Genomic DNA, 22,869 nt, shown 5'->3' on the forward strand with positions numbered 1-22,869 from the left:
CCTTACACTACGGTCATTTGACCGGCATAGAGAATGAAAGTACGCAGCATAAGTACGCCAACCAAGCTCAACGTCGTGACCACAAAAACGTAACTGCCTTTGTGGCGCACTTCAGAAGGCGTCAACCAATTGAGAGTCAAAGGCGTTATCATGCCGATGAACACTACCCCACCCCAGAACCATTGAGCCCAGAATCCACTCGAAATAGCATTCCAAGCCGCGACTTCGTTCTGACCACCGCTGAAGATCAGTCCAGTAAAGAAAGTCACTAAGACAAACAGCTCAAACAATACTACTGGGCGTTCAAATCCGTGTACCCAAGACACACTTGGGCTGCTAGTCGACTCTTTAAACACCAAGATGCCGAACATCAAGCATGCTGCTGCGCCCGAGGACAAACTAGAGAACAGGAACAAGATTGGCAGTACTGGATTGTTTAGCATTGGGTAAGTCTTCAACGCAGACAATAGAAAGCCAGTGTACGCTGCAAGCACGATGGCTAAGAAGCCCAAGAACAATTCAATGGCGTTGTTGGCTTTCCCCGCCTTAATCAAAATGCCATCGGCAAAATCCAGCAGTTTGCTTGGTAACTTCCCTTCACAGAAGCTGATGATTTGATGGCGGAAGATAACGCCAATCCAAGCAAACAACACGATCATGTACACTTGGAATAAGATCACGCCCATCGACATCACAGACGTTGGGTTGTAGTAGATCATGATCTTCCAAAACTCTAAAGGCTTGGTTAAATGGAAAATCAAAATTACCAACCCAGCAATGATGCCAAATGGTGCGAGCCAAGCCATCGCTTTCATGATGCCGTTTTTTGCGGGATCACCTTCAATCACTTTGCGTTTTAAATAGATTGAAATCATCACCGCACCCGCTGACATCCCAGCAAGGAATAAGTAAATCGCGATGATCCAATCCCAGACTAACGAGTCAAAGTGGAATACACTTTCGAAGCCGTTCATGATGACACCTCCCCTTTGCTATGCGGAATTTTGTACAGTTTAGGTTGCGTACCTAAATGCGATTTATCGCGATAGACAACATGGCTTTCGATAGCTTTGCTCACCTCGCTAGTTGGGTCATTCAAATCACCAAAGATGAGTGCTTTTGTTGGGCAAGATTCCACGCAAGCTGGCTGCTTACCTTGCGCTAGGTTGGTATCACGGCAGAAGTTACATTTATCCGCAGAGTGATCGACTGGATTAAAGAAGCGCACTTGGTAAGGGCAAGCAGCAAGGCAATAACCACATCCGACACATTTCTCTTTGTGTACATCCACGATGCCGGTCGCTTCATCTTTGTATGCAGCGCCTGTTGGACAAACGTATACACATGGAGGGTTATCACAGTGTTGACAGGATTCGCGAGTAAACTGGTATTCCACATCTGGAAATTCGCCAATCGGTTCACTGCGATGAATTTTAAGTCGCGTTACGCCTTCAGGGACTTTATTTACTTCGCGACAAGCATCGGTACAAGCGGTACAGCCAATGCAGGCATTTTCATCATGAACCATACCCATGCGTTTCGCTTGTTCACGGTTGCTGGCATAAAGAGAGGAGCTAACAACGGAAGTGCCTGCAACGCCTGTAGTTAAAATCAACGCGCCGCTGCCGGCTAAAAAGTTTCTTCTCGAACATTTCATGCTATCTCTCCTCTTCTTTGGCAAGTTCAGGTTCGACGGCAAATTCAGAGTGACAATCCACACACTGCTTGATCAGTTGTTTTCTGTCGTACGACAACGCTTTGGTTTTCGCTGCGTGTACATCGTGGCAATTTGAACAAGTGAGGTTTTTGGCGTGCACATCGTGCGTCCAGTGGCTTTCTCTCAGTTGTGTCGGTGCATGGCAATCCACACATTGGCTGTTGGCTTTAAGAATCATACTTGGATCAAGGAACACTTTGTCGTGTACCTCTTTCGATTGCGCGGCAGAAAACTTAATTACATCAGGCGCGCCCTCACGATGGTCGGGACCAATGTTGCTATGGCAATTGGTGCAATTAAGTTGCTTCCCTTGGCTGAGTAGAGCTTGCGGGTCATGCGAAAGGTTCAGAGTCTCTTTTGCATCCTTATGACATTGCAGACACTTGTAGTCACGGTCACGGATCAACTCGACTTGATGACGCTCAGCTTGAGCACCTTCAATCGGCTCTGAAGAAGTCGCATGGGCGGCGATGGAGAAACCATAGATGGCAAAGACGAAGAGAAGTTTCAGCATTGTCTCTATGGTCAATTTTATATTGCCCATATTGTTCTTTCCTTAGCTCGATAATAATTGATAACTATTCTCAATTATTTATTTGAGCGACAATTAATTTCCTCTGAAGATATTTTTTAGATCTTCAAATGACATCAATTCTTATTTCGGAAAGCCACAACGCTAAACCTATATTTATAATACCTCTATTATTCATAAGGGGTAGAAACGCCTGCTCAAAAAGCGAACTAAATCACCCTATTTTTAAAAAGGTTAAAAACCCAAAGCATTGCAGAACAATGACTTAACAACTACTACTTTAGGGGTATATGAATTCAAACATGACTGAGATCACTGGTGTAAATTGATCTAAAACAAGACAAGATTCACTCACTATTTCATCTATCCAATTAAGCAATATTATTAATCGTAGATCTCCAGTTCTTATTTGGAATAGCTCCTCACAACGCTGCTAATAAAAACGAATATGGAGATAACACTGTGAGCATAAAACACTGGATGAGCGCACCTATTGCGGTTGCGACCTTATTCGCCAGCCAATTATTTTTGGTTGACGCTCCGTTAGCGGCAGAAGAGAAGGATTTTATCGATCCTCGTAACGATGTCTTTGAACAGAACCACCCTGATCAATACCATTCTTGGAAAGCAACATCCGAAAGTGAGCACATTGAAGATGCTCTAAGTGAAGACCCAAACATGGTTATCCTGTGGGCAGGTTATGGCTTCGCGAAAGACTACAACAAAGCGCGCGGTCACTTTTACGCACTTGATGATGTTCGCCAAACCTTACGTACCGGCGCACCAACCGACGAGAAGTCCGGGCCTATGCCGATGGCGTGCTGGAGCTGTAAAAGCCCAGACGTTGCTCGCGTGATTGATGAACGTGGTGAAGACGGTTATTTCGAAGGTAAATGGGCACGCTTAGGCTCAGAAATCGTCAACCCTATCGGTTGTTCCGATTGCCACAACACAGGCTCTGAAGCCTTCAAGAAAGGCGAACCTGCGCTAGCACTGACTCGCCCATACGTCGAGCGTGCTTTTGATACTATTGGTAAAAACTTTGATGAACAGTCTCGCCTAGATAAGCAAGCATCGGTCTGCGCTCAATGTCACGTTGAATACTACTTCACCGGCCCAACTAAAGCGGTTAAATTCCCATGGGATATGGGCACCACCGTTAATGACATGGAGAAATACTACGACGCGTTGAATTTCAAAGATTGGACGCATGCCGTATCTAAAGCGCCGATGCTAAAAGCACAACACCCGGGTTTCGAAACTTGGAGAGCGGGTATTCATGGTAAAAACAAAGTGGTGTGTGTGGACTGCCACATGCCTAAAGTGACCAAAGAAGACGGTACGGTGTACACAGACCACAAAGTGGGTAACCCATTTGATCGTTTTGAAGACACCTGTGCGCAATGCCATACCCAAACTAAAGAGCAGCTACAAGGCATCGTCTCGACTCGCAAAGCGCAAGTACTGAACATGAAGCTAACCGCCGAGAAGCAAATCGTAGCGGCACACTTTGAAGCAGGCGCAGCGTGGAAAGCAGGTGCAACAGAAGCAGAGATGGAATCTATCCTACAAGATATTCGCCATGCACAATGGCGTTGGGACTACGCGATTGCTTCTCACGGTGTCCACATGCATGCTCCTGAGATAGCACTTGAAGTACTAGGTACTGCAGTTGATCGCGCTGCTGACGCCCGTACCAAATTGGTTCGTTTACTGGCAACCAAAGGCATTACTGATCCTGTTCAAATTCCAGATATCTCGACCAAAGCGAAAGCACAACAAGCACTGGGCATGGATATGGAAAAGATGAACGCAGATAAGAAACACTTCCTAGAAACGGTGGCACCAGAATGGGATAAAGCAGCGGCTGAACGCGAAGCCACGTATTAGTCTAACTGGCAACGGTTAACTTATAGATACAACAAGGGGCGTACTGAACGCCCCTTTTCTTTCTTTATTATCTTTATCTCTTCATCCTGATTCTATCGAGAGACAAAAATCGAATGTACTAGCGACGAGGAAGCCTAGGTCTAGGTTGAATATTTGGACGTGCTTTAGGTATCTGCACATTTGGACGAGCAACTGGACGCTGGATCTTCGTTTCCGGTAATGCTTTTCTTTGTTGAACCTTTTCTTTTACCGCTTTGTCTTGTAAAGCCGCTGGCTCAATACGCTCCGGACGATTCTCCCACTTGGTTTGAATCTCTTGCTTTTGCTCGTCTGGCAGTGATTGCCAATGATCGTCGAGTTGGCGTTTCATGTTATCGATATTGGCGGACATATCATCGTCTTTCCAATCTTCGACTTTGTCTTTGATGGATTGCTGTTGGTCTTCATCTAAACCATTCCACCACTCTTCCAGTTTCTCTTTGTATTCATCGTCGTTATCGCAACAGCCCGGATAGTAATAAATCCAGTAGTCGTCATGATCGTACCACCACGGGTCGTAGTAACCCGATGAATAATAAACCGTAGAGGAAGAGCCAGAATGATCGGAAGAGCTACAACCCGCCAGCACAGAGCCGCACAGCAAAACCAATATGCTTAGTGCTTTATTTTTCATTCGTTGCCCACCTTTCCCTCTATTGCTTGTTAAATTGTACGCTTACAACAGCTCTTTTGCTTTGTTAATAGAGTTAATGATTTGCACCCTATCTAAATTTGGATCATCAGAATCTAATAATAGTACCCAGGCATCAATCGCTTCCTGAAATCGGAATGACAGAAAATGATCATTTGCGATCAAAGACAAAGCGGCTTCATTGTGCGGTTCTATCTGCAAAGCTTGCTCCAAAAGCAAGCTAACTTCTTGCGTCATTGATTGCTGGTGAATGTAGTACAAGGTCGTCGCTTTTGCGGCAAGTTGCGTGGCACTGACTGGCTCAGTCAGCTGGATCGCGTAATCAAAACAAATCAGCGCGCCATCAAATTCCCCCTCTAGCAGGTAGCCCTGCCCGAGTTGGAACCACAATTCAGCGTTGTTCGGATCTTCACGCAACTGGTCTTGAATCTCTTTCATGATGTCACGAGCAGTCATCATTCGTGACATTTCCGCTTGTATTGGTTTAGGCGGAGTTTGATGCAGCAATAAGAAACTGGCACTCGTCACGACAAGTACTAACAGGCAAAAGCCAAACCATTGAGCAGGTTTAACTTTTGATGCACTCAGTGATAAGAGTACGATAAACAGCCCCATCAGAGTGATGGCAGCGAAAAACCAAACAGACATAACACGTCCTGTAAACAAAGATAACGTCAGTGTACGCATTTCTTACTTTAAATGCGTTGATACAGATACAAAAAAGCCGAGCAACTAAGGCTCGGCTTTTCATATCAGGATAACGATGTAAGATTACTCTTCGTTACCTTCCTCTGCATCATCAGCAGCTGGAGCTTCTGAAGCGTCTTGCTGCGTATTTTCGTCTGTTGACTCTAACGCTTCTGCATCTTCATCAGCAGGCAGCTCTTCATCATCAACTTCTTCAATACGTTGCAAACCAACAACTGATTCATCTTCCGCAGTACGGATAAGCGTTACACCTTGTGTGTTACGACCAACCTGGCTAACTTCACCCACACGAGTACGTACTAACGTGCCAGCGTCGGTGATCATCATCATTTCATCACCTTCAACAACCTGGATAGCACCAACTACCGGGCCATTTCGCTCAGAAACTTTGATAGAAACTACACCTTGAGTGCCACGACCTTTTGTCGGGTACTCGCTAAGTGCTGTACGTTTACCATAACCGTTTTCTGTAACCGTTAGGATGTCGCCTTCGTGCGAAGGAACAATAAGTGATACAACTTGGTCATTTTCAGCCAGTTTCATACCACGAACACCAGAGGCGGTACGACCCATAGGACGAACACCTTTAAACTTGATCTCTGGCTGACCATTCTCATCAAGAACTGGTTTACCATTTTCATCAAGTACTGGAATCTCTTCTGCTTCTTTAAAGCGAACCACTTTACCCGCTTTAGAGAACAGCATGATTTCGTTTTCGCCGTTAGTGATATCCACACCGATTAACGAATCGTCTTCACGTAGGTTCACAGCGATTAGGCCGTTTGAACGTACGTTTGCAAACTGGTTCAACGGCGTTTTCTTAACCGTACCGTCACCTGTTGCCATGAAGATGAATTTGTCTTCAGAGAATTCATCAACACGCAGAATTGCGGTAATGCGCTCACCTTCTTCGAGTGGAAGGATGTTCACAATTGGCTTACCACGCGCAGTACGGCTCGCTAGAGGCAATTGGTAAACTTTCAGGCGGTATGTCTTACCACGAGTAGAGAAACACAAAATGTTATCGTGGGTATTCGCCACTAGAAGACGCTCGATATGGTCTTCATCTTTCATCTTAGTCGCACTCTTACCTTTACCACCACGGCGCTGTGACTCGTAGTCGCTCAGTACTTGGTACTTAACGTAACCACCGTGAGATAGAGTAACTACAACGTCTTCACGTGCGATCAGCTCTTCCATGTCAATATCATGGCTCGCAGCTGTGATTTCTGTACGACGAGCGTCACCAAAGCCGTCACGAACCGCTTCAAGTTCCTCACGGATAACTTCCATCAAACGCTCAGTGCTCGCAAGGATATGCATGAGTTCAGCGATTTCTTCTAGAAGTGTTTTGTATTCGCCAAGAATCTTCTCGTGTTCTAGACCTGTTAGTTTATGTAAACGTAGATCTAGGATAGCTTGTGCTTGTTGCTCAGTCAGGAAGTACTGACCATCACGAATACCGTATTCAGGCTCTAGCCATTCAGGGCGCGCAGCATCTGTACCAGCACGCTCTAGCATTGCTGAAACGTTGCCTAAATCCCAACCACGAGCGATAAGACCCGCTTTTGCTTCAGCCGGTGTAGGTGCCTTACGGATAAGCTCAATGATTTCATCAATGTTAGCAAGCGCTAGAGCTAAACCTTCAAGGATATGAGCACGTTCACGAGCTTTACGCAGTTCGAAGATAGTACGACGTGTCACAACTTCACGACGGTGATCAACGAAGCACTTCAACATATCTTTTAGGTTGAATAGCTGTGGCTGGCCATTGTTTAGAGCCACCATATTGATACCGAAAGTGGTTTGCAGCTGAGTCTGAGCGTAAAGATTGTTTAGAACTACTTCGCCCACAGCATCGCGCTTACACTCAATAACAATGCGCATACCGTCTTTATCTGACTCGTCGCGCAGTGCACTGATACCTTCTACTTTCTTATCTTTAACTAGCTCAGCGATCTTTTCGATCAAGCGAGCTTTGTTCACCTGGTAAGGAATTTCAGTGACGATAATGGTCTCTTTACCATTCTTCTCCACTTCGATGTCCGCTTTCGAACGCATGTAGATTTTGCCACGACCTGTTTTGTACGCGTCTACAATGCCTTTACGACCGCTGATAAGCGCCGCCGTTGGGAAATCAGGACCAGGAATGTAATCCATTAGTTCATCAATAGTGATTTCTTCATTATTGATGTATGCAAGACAGCCATCAATCACTTCGCCAAGGTTATGAGGCGGGATGTTGGTTGCCATACCTACTGCGATACCAGAAGCACCGTTAACCAATAGGTTTGGAATTTTAGTTGGAAGAACCGCTGGGATCTGCTCAGTACCGTCGTAGTTTGGTACGTAGTCTACGGTTTCTTTGTCTAGGTCAGCCAATAGTTCATGGGCAATTTTTGCCATTCGAACTTCGGTGTAACGCATTGCCGCAGCAGAGTCGCCATCGATCGAGCCAAAGTTACCTTGACCATCGACCAGCATGTAACGAAGCGAGAACGGCTGAGCCATACGTACGATTGTGTCGTACACAGCACTATCACCATGTGGGTGATATTTACCGATTACGTCGCCGACAACACGGGCTGATTTTTTATATGGTTTGTTCCAATCGTTGCCTAGTACGTTCATCGCGAATAAAACGCGGCGGTGTACTGGTTTTAGGCCATCACGCACATCTGGAAGAGCACGACCCACGATGACTGACATCGCGTAGTCTAGGTATGAACCTCTAAGCTCATCTTCAATGTTTACGGGCGTGATCTCTTTAGCTAAATCGCTCATAGAGCCATTATCCCTCTATTATCTGATCGTAATTACGATACGTGTAAGGTGCAAAAATATAACACACAATTCATCACTTCGGCATCACTTTCCCTCTCCTTTTATCAGGTTGTGAGCTTGGTTATGAATCAAATGTCGAGAATTTGCACACTAATCCCATATCTTTCTGATTAGTGGTTATATTTCGGTCAACATTGAGCAAAATCGGACTCTTTACGCGGAAAAGCGAGGTAAATTCCTTTAACTACACAACGCGAAAATGCAGGTTTTAGAGTTATTGTCACTGGCACCAGTTCAAGGATGAACCAAAAACAATAGCGAGCGCTTTCAAAAATACAGGAACCTGTCGCTATTGCCGCGCCAGTGAACTCTGTCATTGTCCCTTAACTAAGCACATCGAGGTTGTTTGGGTATAAAACGTTGGAGTATACTGGCGCCCTCTAAAGGACTCAGATTGAATGCAATAAAACCAATTATGACTAAAGCACAAAACGTCGACCCAAGTGAAATTAAGAAATTCGAGGACATGGCTTCTCGATGGTGGGATTTAGAAGGCGAGTTTAAGCCACTTCATCAAATTAACCCACTTCGTTTGAACTATGTACTTGAAAAAGCAAATGGCTTGTTTGGCAAGCGCGCACTTGATGTCGGCTGTGGTGGTGGCATTCTTGCTGAAAGCATGGCAAAAGAAGGCGCTATTGTGACTGGACTTGATATGGGTAAAGAACCATTAGAAGTCGCGCGACTACATGCATTAGAAACAGGTACTCAACTGACCTACATTCAGAGCACAATAGAAGACCACGCTATAGAAAACGCAGGAACTTACGATGTCGTGACTTGTATGGAGATGCTTGAACACGTTCCAGATCCTCTCTCCGTTATCCGCTCTTGTGCTGCGCTAGTCAAACCCGGTGGTCACGTGTTTTTCTCAACTTTGAACCGAAACATTAAGTCGTACTTATTTGCTATTGTCGGTGCTGAGAAGCTTCTTAAGATTGTTCCTGAAGGCACTCATGAGCACGATAAGTTTATCAAGCCAGCCGAAATGATGAAGATGATAGACCAAACTGACCTGACGGAAATGGGCATTACTGGGCTTCATTACAACCCTCTAAATGACAGCTACAAACTCGGTCGTAATGTAGATGTAAACTACATCGTTCATACTAAAAAATACTGAACGCTATTAAGTTAAAAAATGAGTTTTGTGATTGACATTTTTTAAAGAAAATGAATCGGAAGCGGTAGCACAAAGTTGCCGCTTTTTTTGTCTTTTTATGGCTAAAATTCGTGCTCTAGATTCCATTTTGACCAAGCCATTTTTCGTAGATAAAAACGGCCAAAGATCAAGGAAAATATTTTTGCATGCGGTTATTTCTAAACCGATCTCGAAACCGTACTTTTAACCATTCAAGTCTGCCCTTTTCTCATCGGTTAGTGTTCACTTACTGATTTTTTTCATTTTGTCAGTTATCCACAAGTCATCCCCGAACTGTACCTTGATAAATCAGTGTAATAGCACTATCTTGTAACCCGCAAACAAATGAACCCCTATATGTTGTGTTTAAGCGACAATATATAGATAGACTTTGATCACAAAGCCGCCGCAAGCTTTACTCATATTGCACATAAACAAACAAAAATACGGCTTTTATCAGTTTTCTTAGGGAAATAAAGCAGAATGAACCAACAACTTACCGTCACCAAGCGTGATGGCCGTAAAGAAAGTATCGATCTGGATAAAATCCACCGCGTTATCACTTGGGCTGCAGAAGGTCTAGATAATGTTTCGGTTTCTCAAGTAGAACTTCGCGCTCACATCCAGTTTTACGACGGCATCACAACGACAGATATTCACGAGACAATCATCAAGTCTGCGGCAGACCTGATCTCTGAAGAGACTCCGGATTACCAATACCTAGCTGCTCGCCTAGCGGTATTCCATCTGCGTAAAAAAGCGTATGGCCAATACGAGCCACCAACGCTTTATGATCACGTGTCTCGCCTCGTCGATATGGGTAAGTACGATCAACATATTCTAGAAGACTACACAAAAGCAGAACTCGACGAACTTGATGCGTACCTCGACCATAAACGCGACCTAAACTTCTCATACGCGGCAGTTAAGCAGCTAGAGGGTAAGTACTTCGTACAGAACCGTGTTACGGGCCAAATTTACGAAAGTGCTCAGTTCTTATACATCCTTGTAGCAGCGTGCTTATTTGCGAAATATCCAAAAGCGACACGTCTTGATTACATCAAACGTTTCTACGATGCGACATCGACATTTAAGATTTCTCTACCTACGCCAATTATGTCTGGCGTGCGTACCCCTACTCGCCAGTTCAGCTCATGTGTTCTGATCGAGTGTGGAGACAGTCTTGATTCTATTAACGCAACAGCAAGCTCAATTGTTCGTTATGTATCTCAGCGCGCTGGTATTGGTATCAACGCAGGTCGTATCCGTGCATTAGGCTCAGAGATTCGCGGTGGTGAAGCATTCCACACTGGTTGTATTCCGTTCTACAAGTACTTCCAAACAGCAGTAAAATGTTGTTCACAAGGTGGTGTACGTGGTGGCGCAGCTACTGTGTTCTACCCAATGTGGCACGGTGAAGCACGCTCACTAATGGTACTTAAGAACAACCGTGGTGTTGAAGAAAACCGTGTTCGTCACATGGACTACGGTGTTCAGTTAAACAAACTGATGTACCAACGTTTAGTTGAAGGCGGCAATATTACGCTATTCTCACCATCTGATGTACCTGGTCTGTACGACGCATTCTTCGAAAACCAAGAAGAGTTTGAGCGTCTATACGTGAAGTACGAGAACGATCCTTCAATCAAGAAAGAAACGGTTAAAGCGATTGAAATGTTCACTCTGCTAATGCAAGAGCGTGCATCAACGGGTCGTATCTACATCCAGAACGTGGACCACTGTAATACTCACAGCCCATTTGATTCTGAAGTCGCTCCAGTTCGTCAGTCGAACCTATGTTTAGAAATCGCACTGCCAACGAAACCATTAACTAACGTTGAAGATGACTCAGGCGAGATCGCACTGTGTACGCTTTCTGCATTCAACTTAGGTGCTATCAAGTCTCTAGATGATTTCGAAGAGCTATCCGATCTTGTTGTTCGTGCGTTAGATGCACTGCTTGATTACCAAGATTACCCTCTACCAGCGGCATACAAATCGACTATGAACCGTCGTACGCTAGGTGTTGGTGTGATTAACTTTGCTTACTACTTAGCGAAGAATGGCGTGAAATACTCTGACGGTAGCGCGAACGGCCTAACTCACCGTACGTTCGAAGCAATGCAGTACTACCTATTGAAAGCATCTGTAGCACTGGCGAAAGAACAAGGTAAGTGTCCTTCATTCGACGAGACGAACTACGCGAAAGGCTTACTGCCGATTGATACGTATAAGAAAGATATCGACCTAATTTGTGACGAAGCGCTGCACTACGACTGGGACAGCCTACGTAAAGAAATTATGGAGCACGGCCTACGTAACTCAACACTGACTGCGCTAATGCCTTCTGAGACTTCTTCTCAGATTTCAAACGCAACTAACGGTATTGAGCCACCACGTGGTTACGTTTCAGTAAAAGCTTCGAAAGACGGTATCCTGAAGCAAGTTGTACCAGAGTTCACAGAACTTAAAGACAGCTATGAACTGCTTTGGAATATCGGTTCGAACGACGGTTATCTGCACCTTGTGGGTATTATGCAGAAGTTTGTTGACCAAGCTATCTCTGCTAATACTAACTACGACCCGTCACGTTACGAGACTGGCAAGGTTCCAATGAAGAAACTACTTCAAGACCTGCTAACAGCGTATAAGTTTGGTGTGAAAACGCTTTACTACCACAACACTCGTGATGGCGCGAAAGATGAACAGAAAGACGCTGTTCAACCACAAGATGACGATTGTGCTGGCGGCGGTTGTAAGATTTAATCTTCCCGTACCTAGCGAACCCGTAAAGACAGACTATCGATAACCTCCCCCTTACGGGGAGGTTTAAAAGGAATTGAGGCATTATGGCTTACAGTACTTTTAACCAAAAAAAGAATGACCAATTGAAGGAACCAATGTTCCTAGGTCAATCAGTAAACGTTGCACGTTACGACCAACAAAAGTTTGAGATTTTCGAAAAACTTATCGAGAAACAACTTTCTTTCTTCTGGCGTCCAGAAGAAGTAGACGTATCTAGCGACCGTATCGATTACAACAAACTGCCAGATCACGAGAAGCACATCTTCATCTCTAACTTGAAGTACCAAACGCTTCTTGACTCTATCCAAGGCCGCAGCCCTAACGTGGCACTGCTGCCGCTTGTGTCTCTGCCAGAACTAGAGACTTGGATTGAGACTTGGTCTTTCTCTGAAACGATTCACTCTCGTTCTTACACACACATTATTCGTAACATCGTGAACGACCCTGCTGTAGTGTTTGATGATATCGTTGAGAACGAGCACATTCTGAAGCGTGCAAAAGACATCGCGCACTACTACGACGATTTGATTCAAGCGACGAATGATTACCATCGCTACGGTGAAGGTGAGCATGTCCTTAACGGTGAAACGGTTAAGGTTAGTCTGTACGATCTTAAGAAGAAGCTGTACATCTGTCTGATGTCTGTTAACGCATTAGAAGCTATTCGTTTTTACGTCAGTTTCGCATGTTCTTTCGCTTTCGCAGAACGCGAACTAATGGAAGGTAACGCGAAAATCATCAAGCTGATCGCTCGTGACGAAGCACTTCACTTAAACGGCACGCAGCACATGATCAACCTGCTACGTAACGGTCAAGATGACTTCACTTTCATGCAAATCGCAGAAGAGGCAAAACAGGACTGTTTTGACCTATTCAAAGAAGCGGCTGAGCAAGAAAAAGAGTGGGCAGAGTATCTATTCAAAGATGGCTCTATGATCGGTCTAAACAAAGACATCCTAAGCCAATACGTTGAATACATCACAAATATTCGTATGCAAGCGGTAGGTCTACCAGCAGCGTATCCAGAAGCAACAACCAACCCAATTCCATGGATTAACGCTTGGTTGTCTTCAGATAACGTTCAAGTTGCGCCTCAAGAAGCAGAAATCTCTTCTTACCTTGTGGGTCAAATTGACAATGAAGTTCGCGCAGATGACTTCGAAGGATTCGAGCTGTAATGGCAACACTCAAAATCAACAAACTGATCAGCATTGAATCCAACCCTTCCAATACGATTTTGGAAACAATGGAGCAAGCTGGCCTATTACCAGAATATAACTGCCGTGATGGGCACTGCGGCGCCTGTCGCTGCAAATTGGAGTCTGGTGAAGTGGAGTATGTTGGTTTTGCCATGGCTTACACACAAAGTGATGAAATATTACCTTGTATCTGTAAAGCAAAATCAGATTTGTCACTTAGCGGCGTTAACTACGCGATGAAAGAAAAGCAGCGCGCATAACGTTGACTCGACGGTATAAAATGCAAAAGCCAAGGCAATCACCTTGGCTTTTTTGTCTCTGTGTTTTGTCTCTCAGACTACTGTATAGAGCTTTGGTTATAAAGCACTGCTCGGGAGGTGCATCTCTTTAACTTTCTCTAAAAATGCATAATGCGCAAACATCGGTTTACGTTCTAGGTAGCGACGCAACAAGTCTAGTGCTGCCGTGCTGATCACTTTAACTTGATCACTGCGCTGATACTTTTTCGAGAGTTTATATAACGCTCCCCACTCGCCTGACGGTGTCGATAAAGCGACGGAAAAAACACCCTCTTCAATATGGCCAGTAACGAGTGATAAATCCGTCCCACACTTCTCTCGTGTAGCACCAGCCAGAGCAAACGTTTCTGCTAATGGATCTCCGCTGTTGGCCATCGCTTGAGTCAGGCTCGGTAGTATCCAACCATGCCCTAGTTGCTTTTCAGCGTTTTCATCACCGTTTAGCCAGTACGTTAAGTATCCTCCGCTACTTTTTTCGGAGGTCGACACTGTTAGTCCTTTATCGACCAACAACTGGCCGACATTTTCAACCATAGGTAAGTCAATACTAACGGTATTACTCTCAAGGTGTTTATTAATTATCTGTACGAGTTTCAAACGCTTTTCAAGCTGATCTGAAGGACCAAAAAGTTTCACTTCAATAAAAGGCAAGTAAGAGCGATACCCTAGCTCATAGCCTTGAGGAAGTTTTAGCTGATCTAGCTTATCTGAAATACCGGATTCAGACAGACCAAACGTGTAGATTCGGCTACAACATGAACCTTGCACATCGGGAAACACTCTTCTCAGATCGGGAAGAATTTGCGTCTCTGCCATGAGCTTAAATTCACTTGGTACACCCGGTGTGAAATAAAAAATGGCATCATTAATCAGCATTTTGAAACCGCAAGCAGTGCCTATCGGGTTGTCCAATATCTCTGCCGTTTCTGGCAGCATTGCTTGCTTTAAATTACTGTCCGGCATAGGGATGCCACGTCGAGCATACAAACTTTCTAGATGCTGCAACCACTCTTTGAATAGCACCAGTTTACAATCGGCGGCTCTCGCGGCGGCGGCGGCACTCATGTCATCCGTTGTAGGGCCTAAACCACCATTAACAATAACCACATCGTTGTTAAAGCTGAGCATTAAAAACTCTTCAACCAAACTCGATAGGCTATCGCCAACCGTTGAGCGCTTTGTTAAGCCAAATCCATGTTGATAAAACAGGCTAGACAACCATGCCGCATTAGTATCAACAATATCACCGTGGAGGACTTCCTCACCAGTACTAAGCATTGCTATTTTCACAACTGACTCCTGAACGTAAGCACAATCCTATTTTCGTTATAGCGCTTATTTTTCTTTTTATTTGGACAAATCTCGCCGAGGTTTGTTGGGACTAAATAAGGGTCAAGTGTTTAAATGATTGATGTTTTGAGGGATAATTACGAGCCCGAACATACACCATTAACTCGGAGACCTTTGTGTCAAAATCATCCATGTTCAAGACGACTCTAACAGGCCTTTGCTTGGCTTCGTCAGCGCTTGCGCACGCAAGTCACTATGACCTAAGCCGTCATACAGAGTTTTCTTACACACCTGATTGTTTGTCAGGTTACTGCGAAACGACGACTCTGTACACCTTCGAGGCTCAAAATCGCGGTGTTATGTATGAACAGAATAATGATGATTCGCTAAACCTTGACGCAGGGCTTCAGCCTAAACATCTCATCATCCCTCAAGATAAAGACTGGGATTATCTGATGGGTCAAACCTACACCATTCTAGGTCTCAGTATCGCGACCGTAGGCATGATGACTTTTCTTCCAGAAAGTATCACCAAATGGGACGAAGAAGACCGAGACATGAGTAAGTTGGGGCAAAAGTGGAAAGATAATGTCTCTGACGGCCCCGTTTGGGATCGCGATGAACATGTCCTCAACTACATCATGCACCCATATTTTGGCGGCGTTTACTACACGGCAGCACGTCACGCTGGCTATAATGAATTTCAGTCGTTTTTGTACTCCGCAACTATGTCGACGTTCTTTTGGGAGTATGGCGTAGAGGCGTTCGCAGAAGTACCATCTTGGCAGGATATTTTTATCACACCGTTCTTTGGTGCTGTTGTTGGTGAAATGATGTTAACGGCTGAGCAAGACATTATTGCCAACGGTGGCGAAGTTATGGGCTCTGAAACCGCAGGTGATGTTTCGCTCTTCTTCTTAAACCCTGTTGGACATATTCATTATTGGGTAACTGATGCATGGGGCGGTAGTGCAGAACTACAATTCAATTCATCACCTTGGTTTGGAAACCAAGATGTTGCAAAATTCGCCATGGACGCAGGCGCAAACTACGACAGTCAATTTTATGGTGTCGAGTTAAAAGTAACCTTCTAATCCTAAGTTGATACTCGGTAAAAAGCAGCCTTACGATGGCTGCTTTTTTGTGCTCTGAACATTGTTTTAATTATTTCCATCACGAATTAGTGTTAAAAATTGACTTTCATCAAACATTACCCGCCCTTAGCACCTACACTAAATAAAAGGATTTATTCCAATAACTTAAGTAGCACGTTTATTCGTACTGCGTCCAAACCTTGATTCCAGGAGGGGACATTATGAACACCGTATTTATTGTTAATTTTGTCGGACAAGCGTCACCCGCCACGATTAAAGAGCTCGCTGCAATCACACACGAAAACGGCGGGAAATGGCTGATCAGCAAAGTAAACTTTATCGAAGACCAAGTTGCAGGTGTCATCAAAGTAGAGCTTCCAAGAGAAAATGCCGACATCGTTAAACAGGCGTTCTCTTCTTGTCAGACTCTTGTTGTTAGGTTCGTCGACTCTGAGCCTCATTCATATCGTGAAGACACTATCTTCCAACTTCGTTTAGATGCCAACGATAGAGCGGGTATTGTGAATGAAATTACTCACGTTCTCGATAATCAAGGTATCTCAATTTTAGATATGGATTGTCAGCGTGTATTCATTGCTGGAGGCGGAGGGGTAAGCTCTAGCTTATTCAGCGCTAAAATGGCGATAAAACTGCCTAGCGAGCTAGAAATTGAAGACATAGCCAATGAGTTAGAATCTCTGAGTGAAGACACTCGTGTAATTGTAGAAAGCTAACTGCACACCTTTAACGCTTCCCCAATAAAAAGAGCAGCAATTCAGCTGCTCTTTGTCGTTCTAATACTCAATACGTTTTATTTCACTGACCACTGAGACAGTGAACGTTTGAAATCAGAGTAGTCAAATTCATTCAGTTTTTGAATGTCACCATTCGAGCGTTCACAGTAGACCGACGGCATACGTAGACCGTTAAACCAGTTCAGTTTCACCATGGTGTAACCGGCACTATCTAGAATATGCAGACGCTGTCCTATCTCTAGAGGCTGTTCGAAGTTCGCCACGCAGAACTGGTCTCCAGCCAAACAAGAGCACGAGCCGATCACATACTCGTGTTCACCATTTTCAGATGCTTCAAGAATTGACGCTGGCTCATTGTAGATCAACGTATCTAAGCGGTGAGCTTCTGTGGCTGAATCGACAATCGCCGTCTTCTTTACGTTCTCAACGATATCAACCACAGTGACCACTAGGTCAGTCGTCTTGGTAATGATCGCTTCGCCCGGTTCTAGGTACATTTGCACGCCGTGTTTTTCAGCAAACGCTTTCAGCGCTAGGCCAAGCTTTTCGATGTCATAACCCGGCCATGTGAAGAATACCCCGCCGCCCATGCTCACCCAGTCCAGCTTATCTAGGTACTCGCCAAACTGATCTGAAATAGCATCGAGTAAGCCGATAAACGCATCCACGTCTTTGTTCTCACAGTTCATGTGGAACATTACGCCATCAATACCATCAAAAATTTCCGGTTTGATGTGATCAGCCTGAACCCCAAGACGAGAGAATTGACGCGCTGGGTTTGCTAAGTCTTGCCCTGCATAGCTCACACCTGGGTTTAGGCGCAAGCCAATCGATGCTTTACCTTCGACAATATGACGATAAGCCGCTAGCTGTGACTGAGAGTTAAAGATCATCTTGTCACAGATGTCCGCCACATCGCGAACGTCATCTTCGCTGTAACCCACACTGTATGCGTGTGTCTCACCACCGAACGTTTCGTAGCCAAGCTTCACTTCAAACGGGCCAGAACTTGTTGTTCCGTCTAGGTAAGGCTTGATGATGTCGAATACACCCCATGTTGAGAAGCACTTCAGTGCTAATACAAGCTTCACACCAGAGATGTCTTTTAGCTGTTTTGCTTTCTCTAGATTCTCAATCAGCTTGTCTTCATTGATCATGAAGTATGGCGTTTTTAGTTCGTTTTGTTGCATTTTGATACCTTACGTCCCTTCGCCTTAGCAAAGACACTATAAAATCGAACAAAGCCGACGCAAGTGCATCGGCTTAAACGTACAAATAAGAGTCGCTAAATTCTTACTTCAATTTATGGATAACAGGTTGTCCTGGCTCCAGTTCTTGAACATGCCAATCTAGACCAATAGATGGCATGGTTTCTAGGAATGGGTCTGGATCTAGCTGCTCCATGTTGAACACGCCTTTGTCTGCCCATTTGCCACGGAAGAACTGCAAAGCCGCAGTGATCGCTGGTACGCCAGTGGTGTATGAGATAGCTTGGTGTTCAACATCTTCGTATGCGACTTCGTGATCAGCGTTGTTGTAAATAAATACACTGCGCTCTTTACCATCTTTCTTACCTTGAACCCAAGTACCGATACACGTTAGGCCAGTGTAGCCTGGCGCGAGTGATGTTGGATCTGGTAGTAGTGCTTTTAGCACGTGCAAAGGTTGAACAACCGTACCGTCGTGAAGCGTTAGTGGATCTGGGCTGAGTAGACCGATGTCGCGCATCACATTGAAGTAGTTTAGGTAACGGTCACCAAAGCCCATCCAGAATTCGATGCGTTTCGCCGGGATGAACTCTTGCATAGATCGAACTTCGTCGTGCGCCATTGAGTACACTTTGTGTGAACCACAATTCGGGAATTCAAACTCAAGCATACGTGAGTGACAAGGTACTTGTTTCCACTCGCCGTTTTCCCAGTAGAACGAATCGCCTTGAATCTCAAGCATGTTCGTTTCTGGATCAAAGTTAGTTGCGAACTTCTTACCGTGGTCGCCTGCGTTTACATCCATTACGTCGATAGTATCGATTTCATCGAACAGATGCTTCACTGCGTATGCGGCAAACACCGATACTACGCCCGGATCGAAACCAGCACCAAGAATACCTGTAATGCCCGCTTCTTCAAACTTCTCACGGTAACCCCACTGCCAATCGTAAGCTTGAGGTACTTGTTGGCCTTCAGAGCACAAATCAACCGCAACAGATGTATCAAGGTATGACACTTTAGCTTGGTAACATGCTTCCATAATAGACATGTTCACCCAAGGAGGACCTGCGTTGATCACTAAGTCAGGTTGTACTTCTTTAATTAAAGCAACTAAAGAATCTACGTCGTCCGCGTTTACCGCTCGCGCTTCTAATTTCTTAGTTGAATCTTTCAGATTGTTTTTCTTCTGAATCGATTCGATGATTTTCTCACACTTACCTACGGTACGTGATGCGATTGTGATATCACCCAGAACGTCGTTGTTTTGTGCTGCTTTATGTGCAACTACCCAGCCAACGCCGCCTGCACCAATCTGTAGAATTGCCATAGTTTTCCGTTACCTTTGTTAAACTAGCTCTGCCGCTAGCGTATTGATTTTTGAGAGCAAAGATTCAAAGTCCGCCGTCGTCAGACACGGGTTCAAAATCGTAAATTTCAATGCAGTTTTATCGTCGACAATGGTTTCACCCAATACCGCGATACCGCGTGTTAACGCTTCTAAGCGCAACGTTTTGTTCAGTTCATCAAGATCCGCTGATTCATGTGTCGCGCGGAACAGAACCGTAGATAGTGATGGTTCAGCCAACAACTCAAAGTGTTTGTTATCTCGAATCATGTCCGCCACTTCAAGCGTCTGTTCAAGCAAATGATCATACATATCGCCTAGGGCTTTTGGCCCTACGCTTTGCATCGTCATAAACACTTTGAGCGCATCAAAACGCTTAGTTGTCGCAATAGACTTATCCACCAAGTTCGGTAGTTCGTCGTGTTCGCGGTTCAAATAGTCTGCATGGTGAAGCAGGAATTTAAAGTTAGACTTGTCATTTACCAATAGCGCACCACAACTGATGGTTTGGTAAAACAGCTTATGGAAGTCTACGCTGATGGAATGTGCACGCTCACAACCTTTCAGACGCGCTTTTTGGCTACTTAGAATCAGAGCTCCACCGTATGCACCGTCGACGTGCATCCACATGTCATGTTTCGCTGCGATATCGGCGATAAAGTCTAAGCCATCAATAGCACCGTGGTCCGTTGTACCCGCTGTACCAACAATGGCAAATGGGATCAAACCTTCTGCTTTGGCCTGATTGAGAACTTCGTCTAACTTAGTGACATCCATCGTTCCATCGGCATTAGCATCGACGGTCATGACCGCTTTTTCACCCAATCCCATCCAAGACGCTGATTTTTGAACCGTGAAGTGGGATTTTTTCGAACATACAATACGTAGCTTGTCTGCGTATTCAGGAAGGCCAAGCTTTTGAATTGAGTGTGCACTGAGTTTGTCAGCAATCCAATCTCGCGCAAGCATCAAACCCATTTGGTTACTTTGCGTGCCGCCGCTCGTGAAGATACCGTCCGCTTTTTCACCTAACTCATATTTATCGCATAGCCAGTTCACAACTTTCTGTTCAACATAAGTCGCTGATGAAGCTTGATCCCATGAGTCCATCGACTGGTTCAAAGCCGCAATCATTGCCTCTGCCGCAATCGCTGGCATCAACGGTGGAGTATGCAGGTGAGCAATACAATCTGGATGTTGAGTAAAAATTGCGTTTTTCGCGACCAGATCAGCAGCATCGTCGATAACGGATTTAAGAGGCGCATTTCCATTATCAAGATCAACGTCGTGAATCGCTGCTTCCAATGCTTTTGGATCCATACCTGAATACGGTGCAGTCACTTGTTCAAACACTGACTTCATTGCCGTAGTAGTGTGATTCATCACCGAAGCAAATTCATTGCTGCCCATCTCTCCAGTGTGGATGAAATGCTTCTTCCATTCATCTTGTGGCTGAGTTTCGATGTGACTACCGCCAGCGGCTAAAATCGCGTCTTCAAATACACGTAAAGCAAAGTCGATTTGCTCAAACGAGATGATAAGAGGAGGAAGGAAACGAATTACTGCGCCTTCGCGTCCACCTTTCTCAACGATCAAGCCACGCTCGAGTGCTGCGCGTTGAATAGAAAGTGTGAGTTCACTATCCGCTTGAGGTTCACCAAATTTATTGAGCTCACCGTTTGGAGTTTTAATCTCCACGCCTAGCATCAAACCTTTGCCACGAACCTCTGCGATACAGTTCACACGCTTTTGAATACTTTCAAGGCCGTAGCGCAGGTACTGACCCGCAACATTGGCATGCTCAACAAGGTTATCACGCTGGATAATTTCTAATGCTTTCGCACCAGAGACCATAGCTAGCTGGTTACCACGAAATGTACCTGTGTGCTCGCCCGGCTTCCATGTATCATGTTGCTTGTTGATAACCAATAGCGACATTGGTAAACCACCACCAATTGCTTTTGATAAACACAGAATATCTGGAACAATGCCCGACTCTTCGAACGCGAAATTGTAGCCAGTTTTACCAACACCACACTGGATCTCATCGAAGATCAGTAAGATACCGTGTTCATCACAAATACGACGTAACTCTCGTAGCCAGAATGCTGGCGCAGGAACAACACCACCCTCACCTTGCACTGGCTCCACGATAATCGCGGCAGGCTTCATAATGCCTGACTCATCATCGTTTAAAAGACGATCGATATAGCGGATACTTGCTTTAGCACCTTCATCACCGCCAAGCCCAAAAGGACAACGCAGGTTGTATGGGAAAGGCATAAAGTGCACATCCGACATCAAACCAGTTCGACGAGCTTTGGTGCCTAAGTTACCCATCATGCCCATCGTACCGTTTGTCATACCGTGGTATGCACCACGGAAAGCAAACATGGTATTACGACCTGTCGTTTGTTTCGCTAGCTTGATCGCAGCTTCAACCGCATCAGCTCCAGACGGGCCACAAAATTGGATAACGCTGTTCTCGCTTAACTCTTGAGGAAGAAAAGACTTAACGGATTGAATAAACGTCGTTTTTGCTGATGTTGCAATATCTAGCGTCTGATATGGCAGTCCTGAATCTAATTGTTCTTTCAGCGCTTGGTTTATTTCAGGATGGTTATACCCCAAAGCTAGAGTGCCTGCCCCCGCAAGGCAGTCTAGAAAGATCTGTCCACGCGTATCTTCAACCAAGCACCCAAAGGCTTGTTTAATTGCGATCGGCAAACGACGTGGATAAGAACGTACTTCAGATTCATGCTCAGCCTGATCAATCAATACCTGATCTGGCGTTAAGTCATACGTTCCCTCAACGATAGGAACCTGAGACGAAAAAATGTTTGCGATATTGCTATCGACTTCAAAGGCAGTGCTCATACTACATAATCCCTTGAATTATAATAATTCTGTATCCTGTATTAATAATCATTAGAATGAAATTACAGGAGGTGTGAATACCCCTCCGCATTTGTCAGTGCATAAATGACAAATACAGATCATCCGCCACGATACTCGCGACTTTATATGTAAAAGGGATTAATCAAGGTTCTGTAATGCACCCGTTTTGTAAAACAGGACATTTCGGCAGTATGAAGCTGATTAGTGTGTGTTTATTCAAAGGTTTCAATGTTGGGTTTCCCATTAATATGCCGCGTTTACAGCATTAGTATCCCGTCTATCGACAAAAGGCTTTGCCGATACCTACCCTACGCAGTGTCACAATCAGCTTGAATGGTCACTACGCGTATCCCCCAGAGATCAAACGTTGTTAATTACGCTCCGAGATTGCGCGCGAATTTATCACAAAATAAAATCTTCTGGCAACGATTTTTCATATTAGTAGCAGTG

At 44.9% G+C, this 22,869-nt stretch carries 17 protein-coding genes; 7 read left to right on the plus strand and 10 right to left on the minus strand.

All coding sequences use genetic code 11. From position 1 onward, the window contains the following. Positions 1-2 precede the first annotated feature (2 nt). Genes nrfD through nrfB form a run of 3 tightly spaced genes read right to left on the minus strand, consistent with a single transcriptional unit; the run spans position 3 to position 2,261 of the window. Positions 3-974, minus strand: a complete 972-nt coding sequence (gene nrfD / locus R7Z47_RS12665; protein ID WP_213960502.1) for a cytochrome c nitrite reductase subunit NrfD — start codon at positions 972-974, stop codon at positions 3-5. Continuing rightward, entirely contained in the window at positions 971-1,657 is a 687-nt protein-coding gene (gene nrfC, locus R7Z47_RS12670; protein ID WP_086046905.1) for a cytochrome c nitrite reductase Fe-S protein, read from the minus strand. The genes nrfD and nrfC overlap by 4 nt, the downstream gene beginning before the upstream one ends. A 1-nt stretch (position 1,658) precedes the next feature. After that, entirely contained in the window at positions 1,659-2,261 is a 603-nt protein-coding gene (gene nrfB / locus R7Z47_RS12675) for a cytochrome c nitrite reductase pentaheme subunit (protein ID WP_009706898.1), read from the minus strand. Between the two features lie 450 nt (positions 2,262-2,711). Here nrfB and nrfA point away from each other — a divergent pair, with 450 nt between their 5' ends. After that, entirely contained in the window at positions 2,712-4,139 is a 1,428-nt protein-coding gene (gene nrfA, locus R7Z47_RS12680; protein ID WP_256902912.1) for an ammonia-forming nitrite reductase cytochrome c552 subunit, read from the plus strand. Positions 4,140-4,257: 118 nt separating this feature from the next. On the opposite strand, the gene R7Z47_RS12685 is transcribed toward nrfA, so the two are convergent. The 3 genes from R7Z47_RS12685 to gyrA all read right to left on the minus strand — a co-directional run bounded on the left by R7Z47_RS12685 (position 4,258) and on the right by gyrA (position 8,322). Then, on the minus strand, positions 4,258-4,812 hold the full coding sequence (locus tag R7Z47_RS12685) for a hypothetical protein (RefSeq protein ID WP_213971098.1): 555 nt from the start codon (positions 4,810-4,812) through the stop codon (positions 4,258-4,260). Between the two features lie 42 nt (positions 4,813-4,854). After that, on the minus strand, positions 4,855-5,478 hold the full coding sequence (locus R7Z47_RS12690; RefSeq protein ID WP_165401636.1) for a tetratricopeptide repeat protein: 624 nt from the start codon (positions 5,476-5,478) through the stop codon (positions 4,855-4,857). Positions 5,479-5,601: 123 nt separating this feature from the next. Next, positions 5,602-8,322, minus strand: a complete 2,721-nt coding sequence (gene gyrA / locus R7Z47_RS12695) for a DNA topoisomerase (ATP-hydrolyzing) subunit A (protein WP_213868126.1) — start codon at positions 8,320-8,322, stop codon at positions 5,602-5,604. Positions 8,323-8,797: 475 nt separating this feature from the next. On the opposite strand from gyrA, the gene ubiG reads away from it, so the two are divergent. The 4 genes from ubiG (at position 8,798) to yfaE (ending at position 13,787) form a co-directional block, all read left to right on the plus strand. Then, on the plus strand, positions 8,798-9,505 hold the full coding sequence (gene ubiG / locus R7Z47_RS12700; protein WP_005376820.1) for a bifunctional 2-polyprenyl-6-hydroxyphenol methylase/3-demethylubiquinol 3-O-methyltransferase UbiG: 708 nt from the start codon (positions 8,798-8,800) through the stop codon (positions 9,503-9,505). Between the two features lie 501 nt (positions 9,506-10,006). Further along, positions 10,007-12,289, plus strand: a complete 2,283-nt coding sequence (nrdA, locus tag R7Z47_RS12705; RefSeq protein ID WP_005376819.1) for a class 1a ribonucleoside-diphosphate reductase subunit alpha — start codon at positions 10,007-10,009, stop codon at positions 12,287-12,289. Positions 12,290-12,372: 83 nt separating this feature from the next. Continuing rightward, a complete protein-coding gene (gene nrdB, locus R7Z47_RS12710) occupies positions 12,373-13,506 on the plus strand; it encodes a class Ia ribonucleoside-diphosphate reductase subunit beta (RefSeq protein WP_005376818.1) in 1,134 nt (377 codons plus the stop codon). Then, a complete protein-coding gene (gene yfaE / locus R7Z47_RS12715) occupies positions 13,506-13,787 on the plus strand; it encodes a class I ribonucleotide reductase maintenance protein YfaE (protein WP_005376817.1) in 282 nt (93 codons plus the stop codon). The genes nrdB and yfaE overlap by 1 nt, the downstream gene beginning before the upstream one ends. 96 nt (positions 13,788-13,883) lie before the next feature. Here yfaE and R7Z47_RS12720 read toward each other — a convergent pair whose 3' ends face one another. Next, a complete protein-coding gene (locus tag R7Z47_RS12720; protein ID WP_256902913.1) occupies positions 13,884-15,116 on the minus strand; it encodes a CinA family nicotinamide mononucleotide deamidase-related protein in 1,233 nt (410 codons plus the stop codon). Between the two features lie 191 nt (positions 15,117-15,307). Here R7Z47_RS12720 and R7Z47_RS12725 point away from each other — a divergent pair, with 191 nt between their 5' ends. Both R7Z47_RS12725 and R7Z47_RS12730 read left to right on the plus strand, forming a co-directional pair. Next, positions 15,308-16,210 carry a DUF3943 domain-containing protein gene (locus tag R7Z47_RS12725; RefSeq protein ID WP_005376815.1) on the plus strand — a complete coding sequence of 301 codons (903 nt, stop codon included), beginning with the start codon at positions 15,308-15,310 and terminating at the stop codon, positions 16,208-16,210. Between the two features lie 221 nt (positions 16,211-16,431). Continuing rightward, positions 16,432-16,944 carry a glycine cleavage system protein R gene (locus R7Z47_RS12730; RefSeq protein WP_005376814.1) on the plus strand — a complete coding sequence of 171 codons (513 nt, stop codon included), beginning with the start codon at positions 16,432-16,434 and terminating at the stop codon, positions 16,942-16,944. 77 nt (positions 16,945-17,021) lie between these two features. Here the strand turns inward: R7Z47_RS12730 and nspC are convergent, their stop codons facing one another. The 3 genes from nspC to R7Z47_RS12745 form a co-directional block, all read right to left on the minus strand. After that, positions 17,022-18,155: a carboxynorspermidine decarboxylase gene (nspC, locus tag R7Z47_RS12735; protein ID WP_213962751.1), complete on the minus strand. Its 1,134-nt coding sequence runs from the start codon at positions 18,153-18,155 to the stop codon at positions 17,022-17,024. A 103-nt stretch (positions 18,156-18,258) separates the two neighbouring features. Next, positions 18,259-19,503, minus strand: coding sequence for a carboxynorspermidine synthase (locus tag R7Z47_RS12740; protein ID WP_012841628.1), 1,245 nt, complete (start codon positions 19,501-19,503; stop codon positions 18,259-18,261). 18 nt (positions 19,504-19,521) lie between these two features. After that, positions 19,522-22,398, minus strand: a complete 2,877-nt coding sequence (locus R7Z47_RS12745) for a pyridoxal phosphate-dependent class III aminotransferase (RefSeq protein WP_256902914.1) — start codon at positions 22,396-22,398, stop codon at positions 19,522-19,524. Positions 22,399-22,869: the final 471 nt, after the last annotated feature.

It is taken from the genome of Vibrio sp. 1641, from assembly GCF_033339995.1.
Classification (GTDB): Bacteria; Pseudomonadota; Gammaproteobacteria; order Enterobacterales; family Vibrionaceae; genus Vibrio; species Vibrio alginolyticus.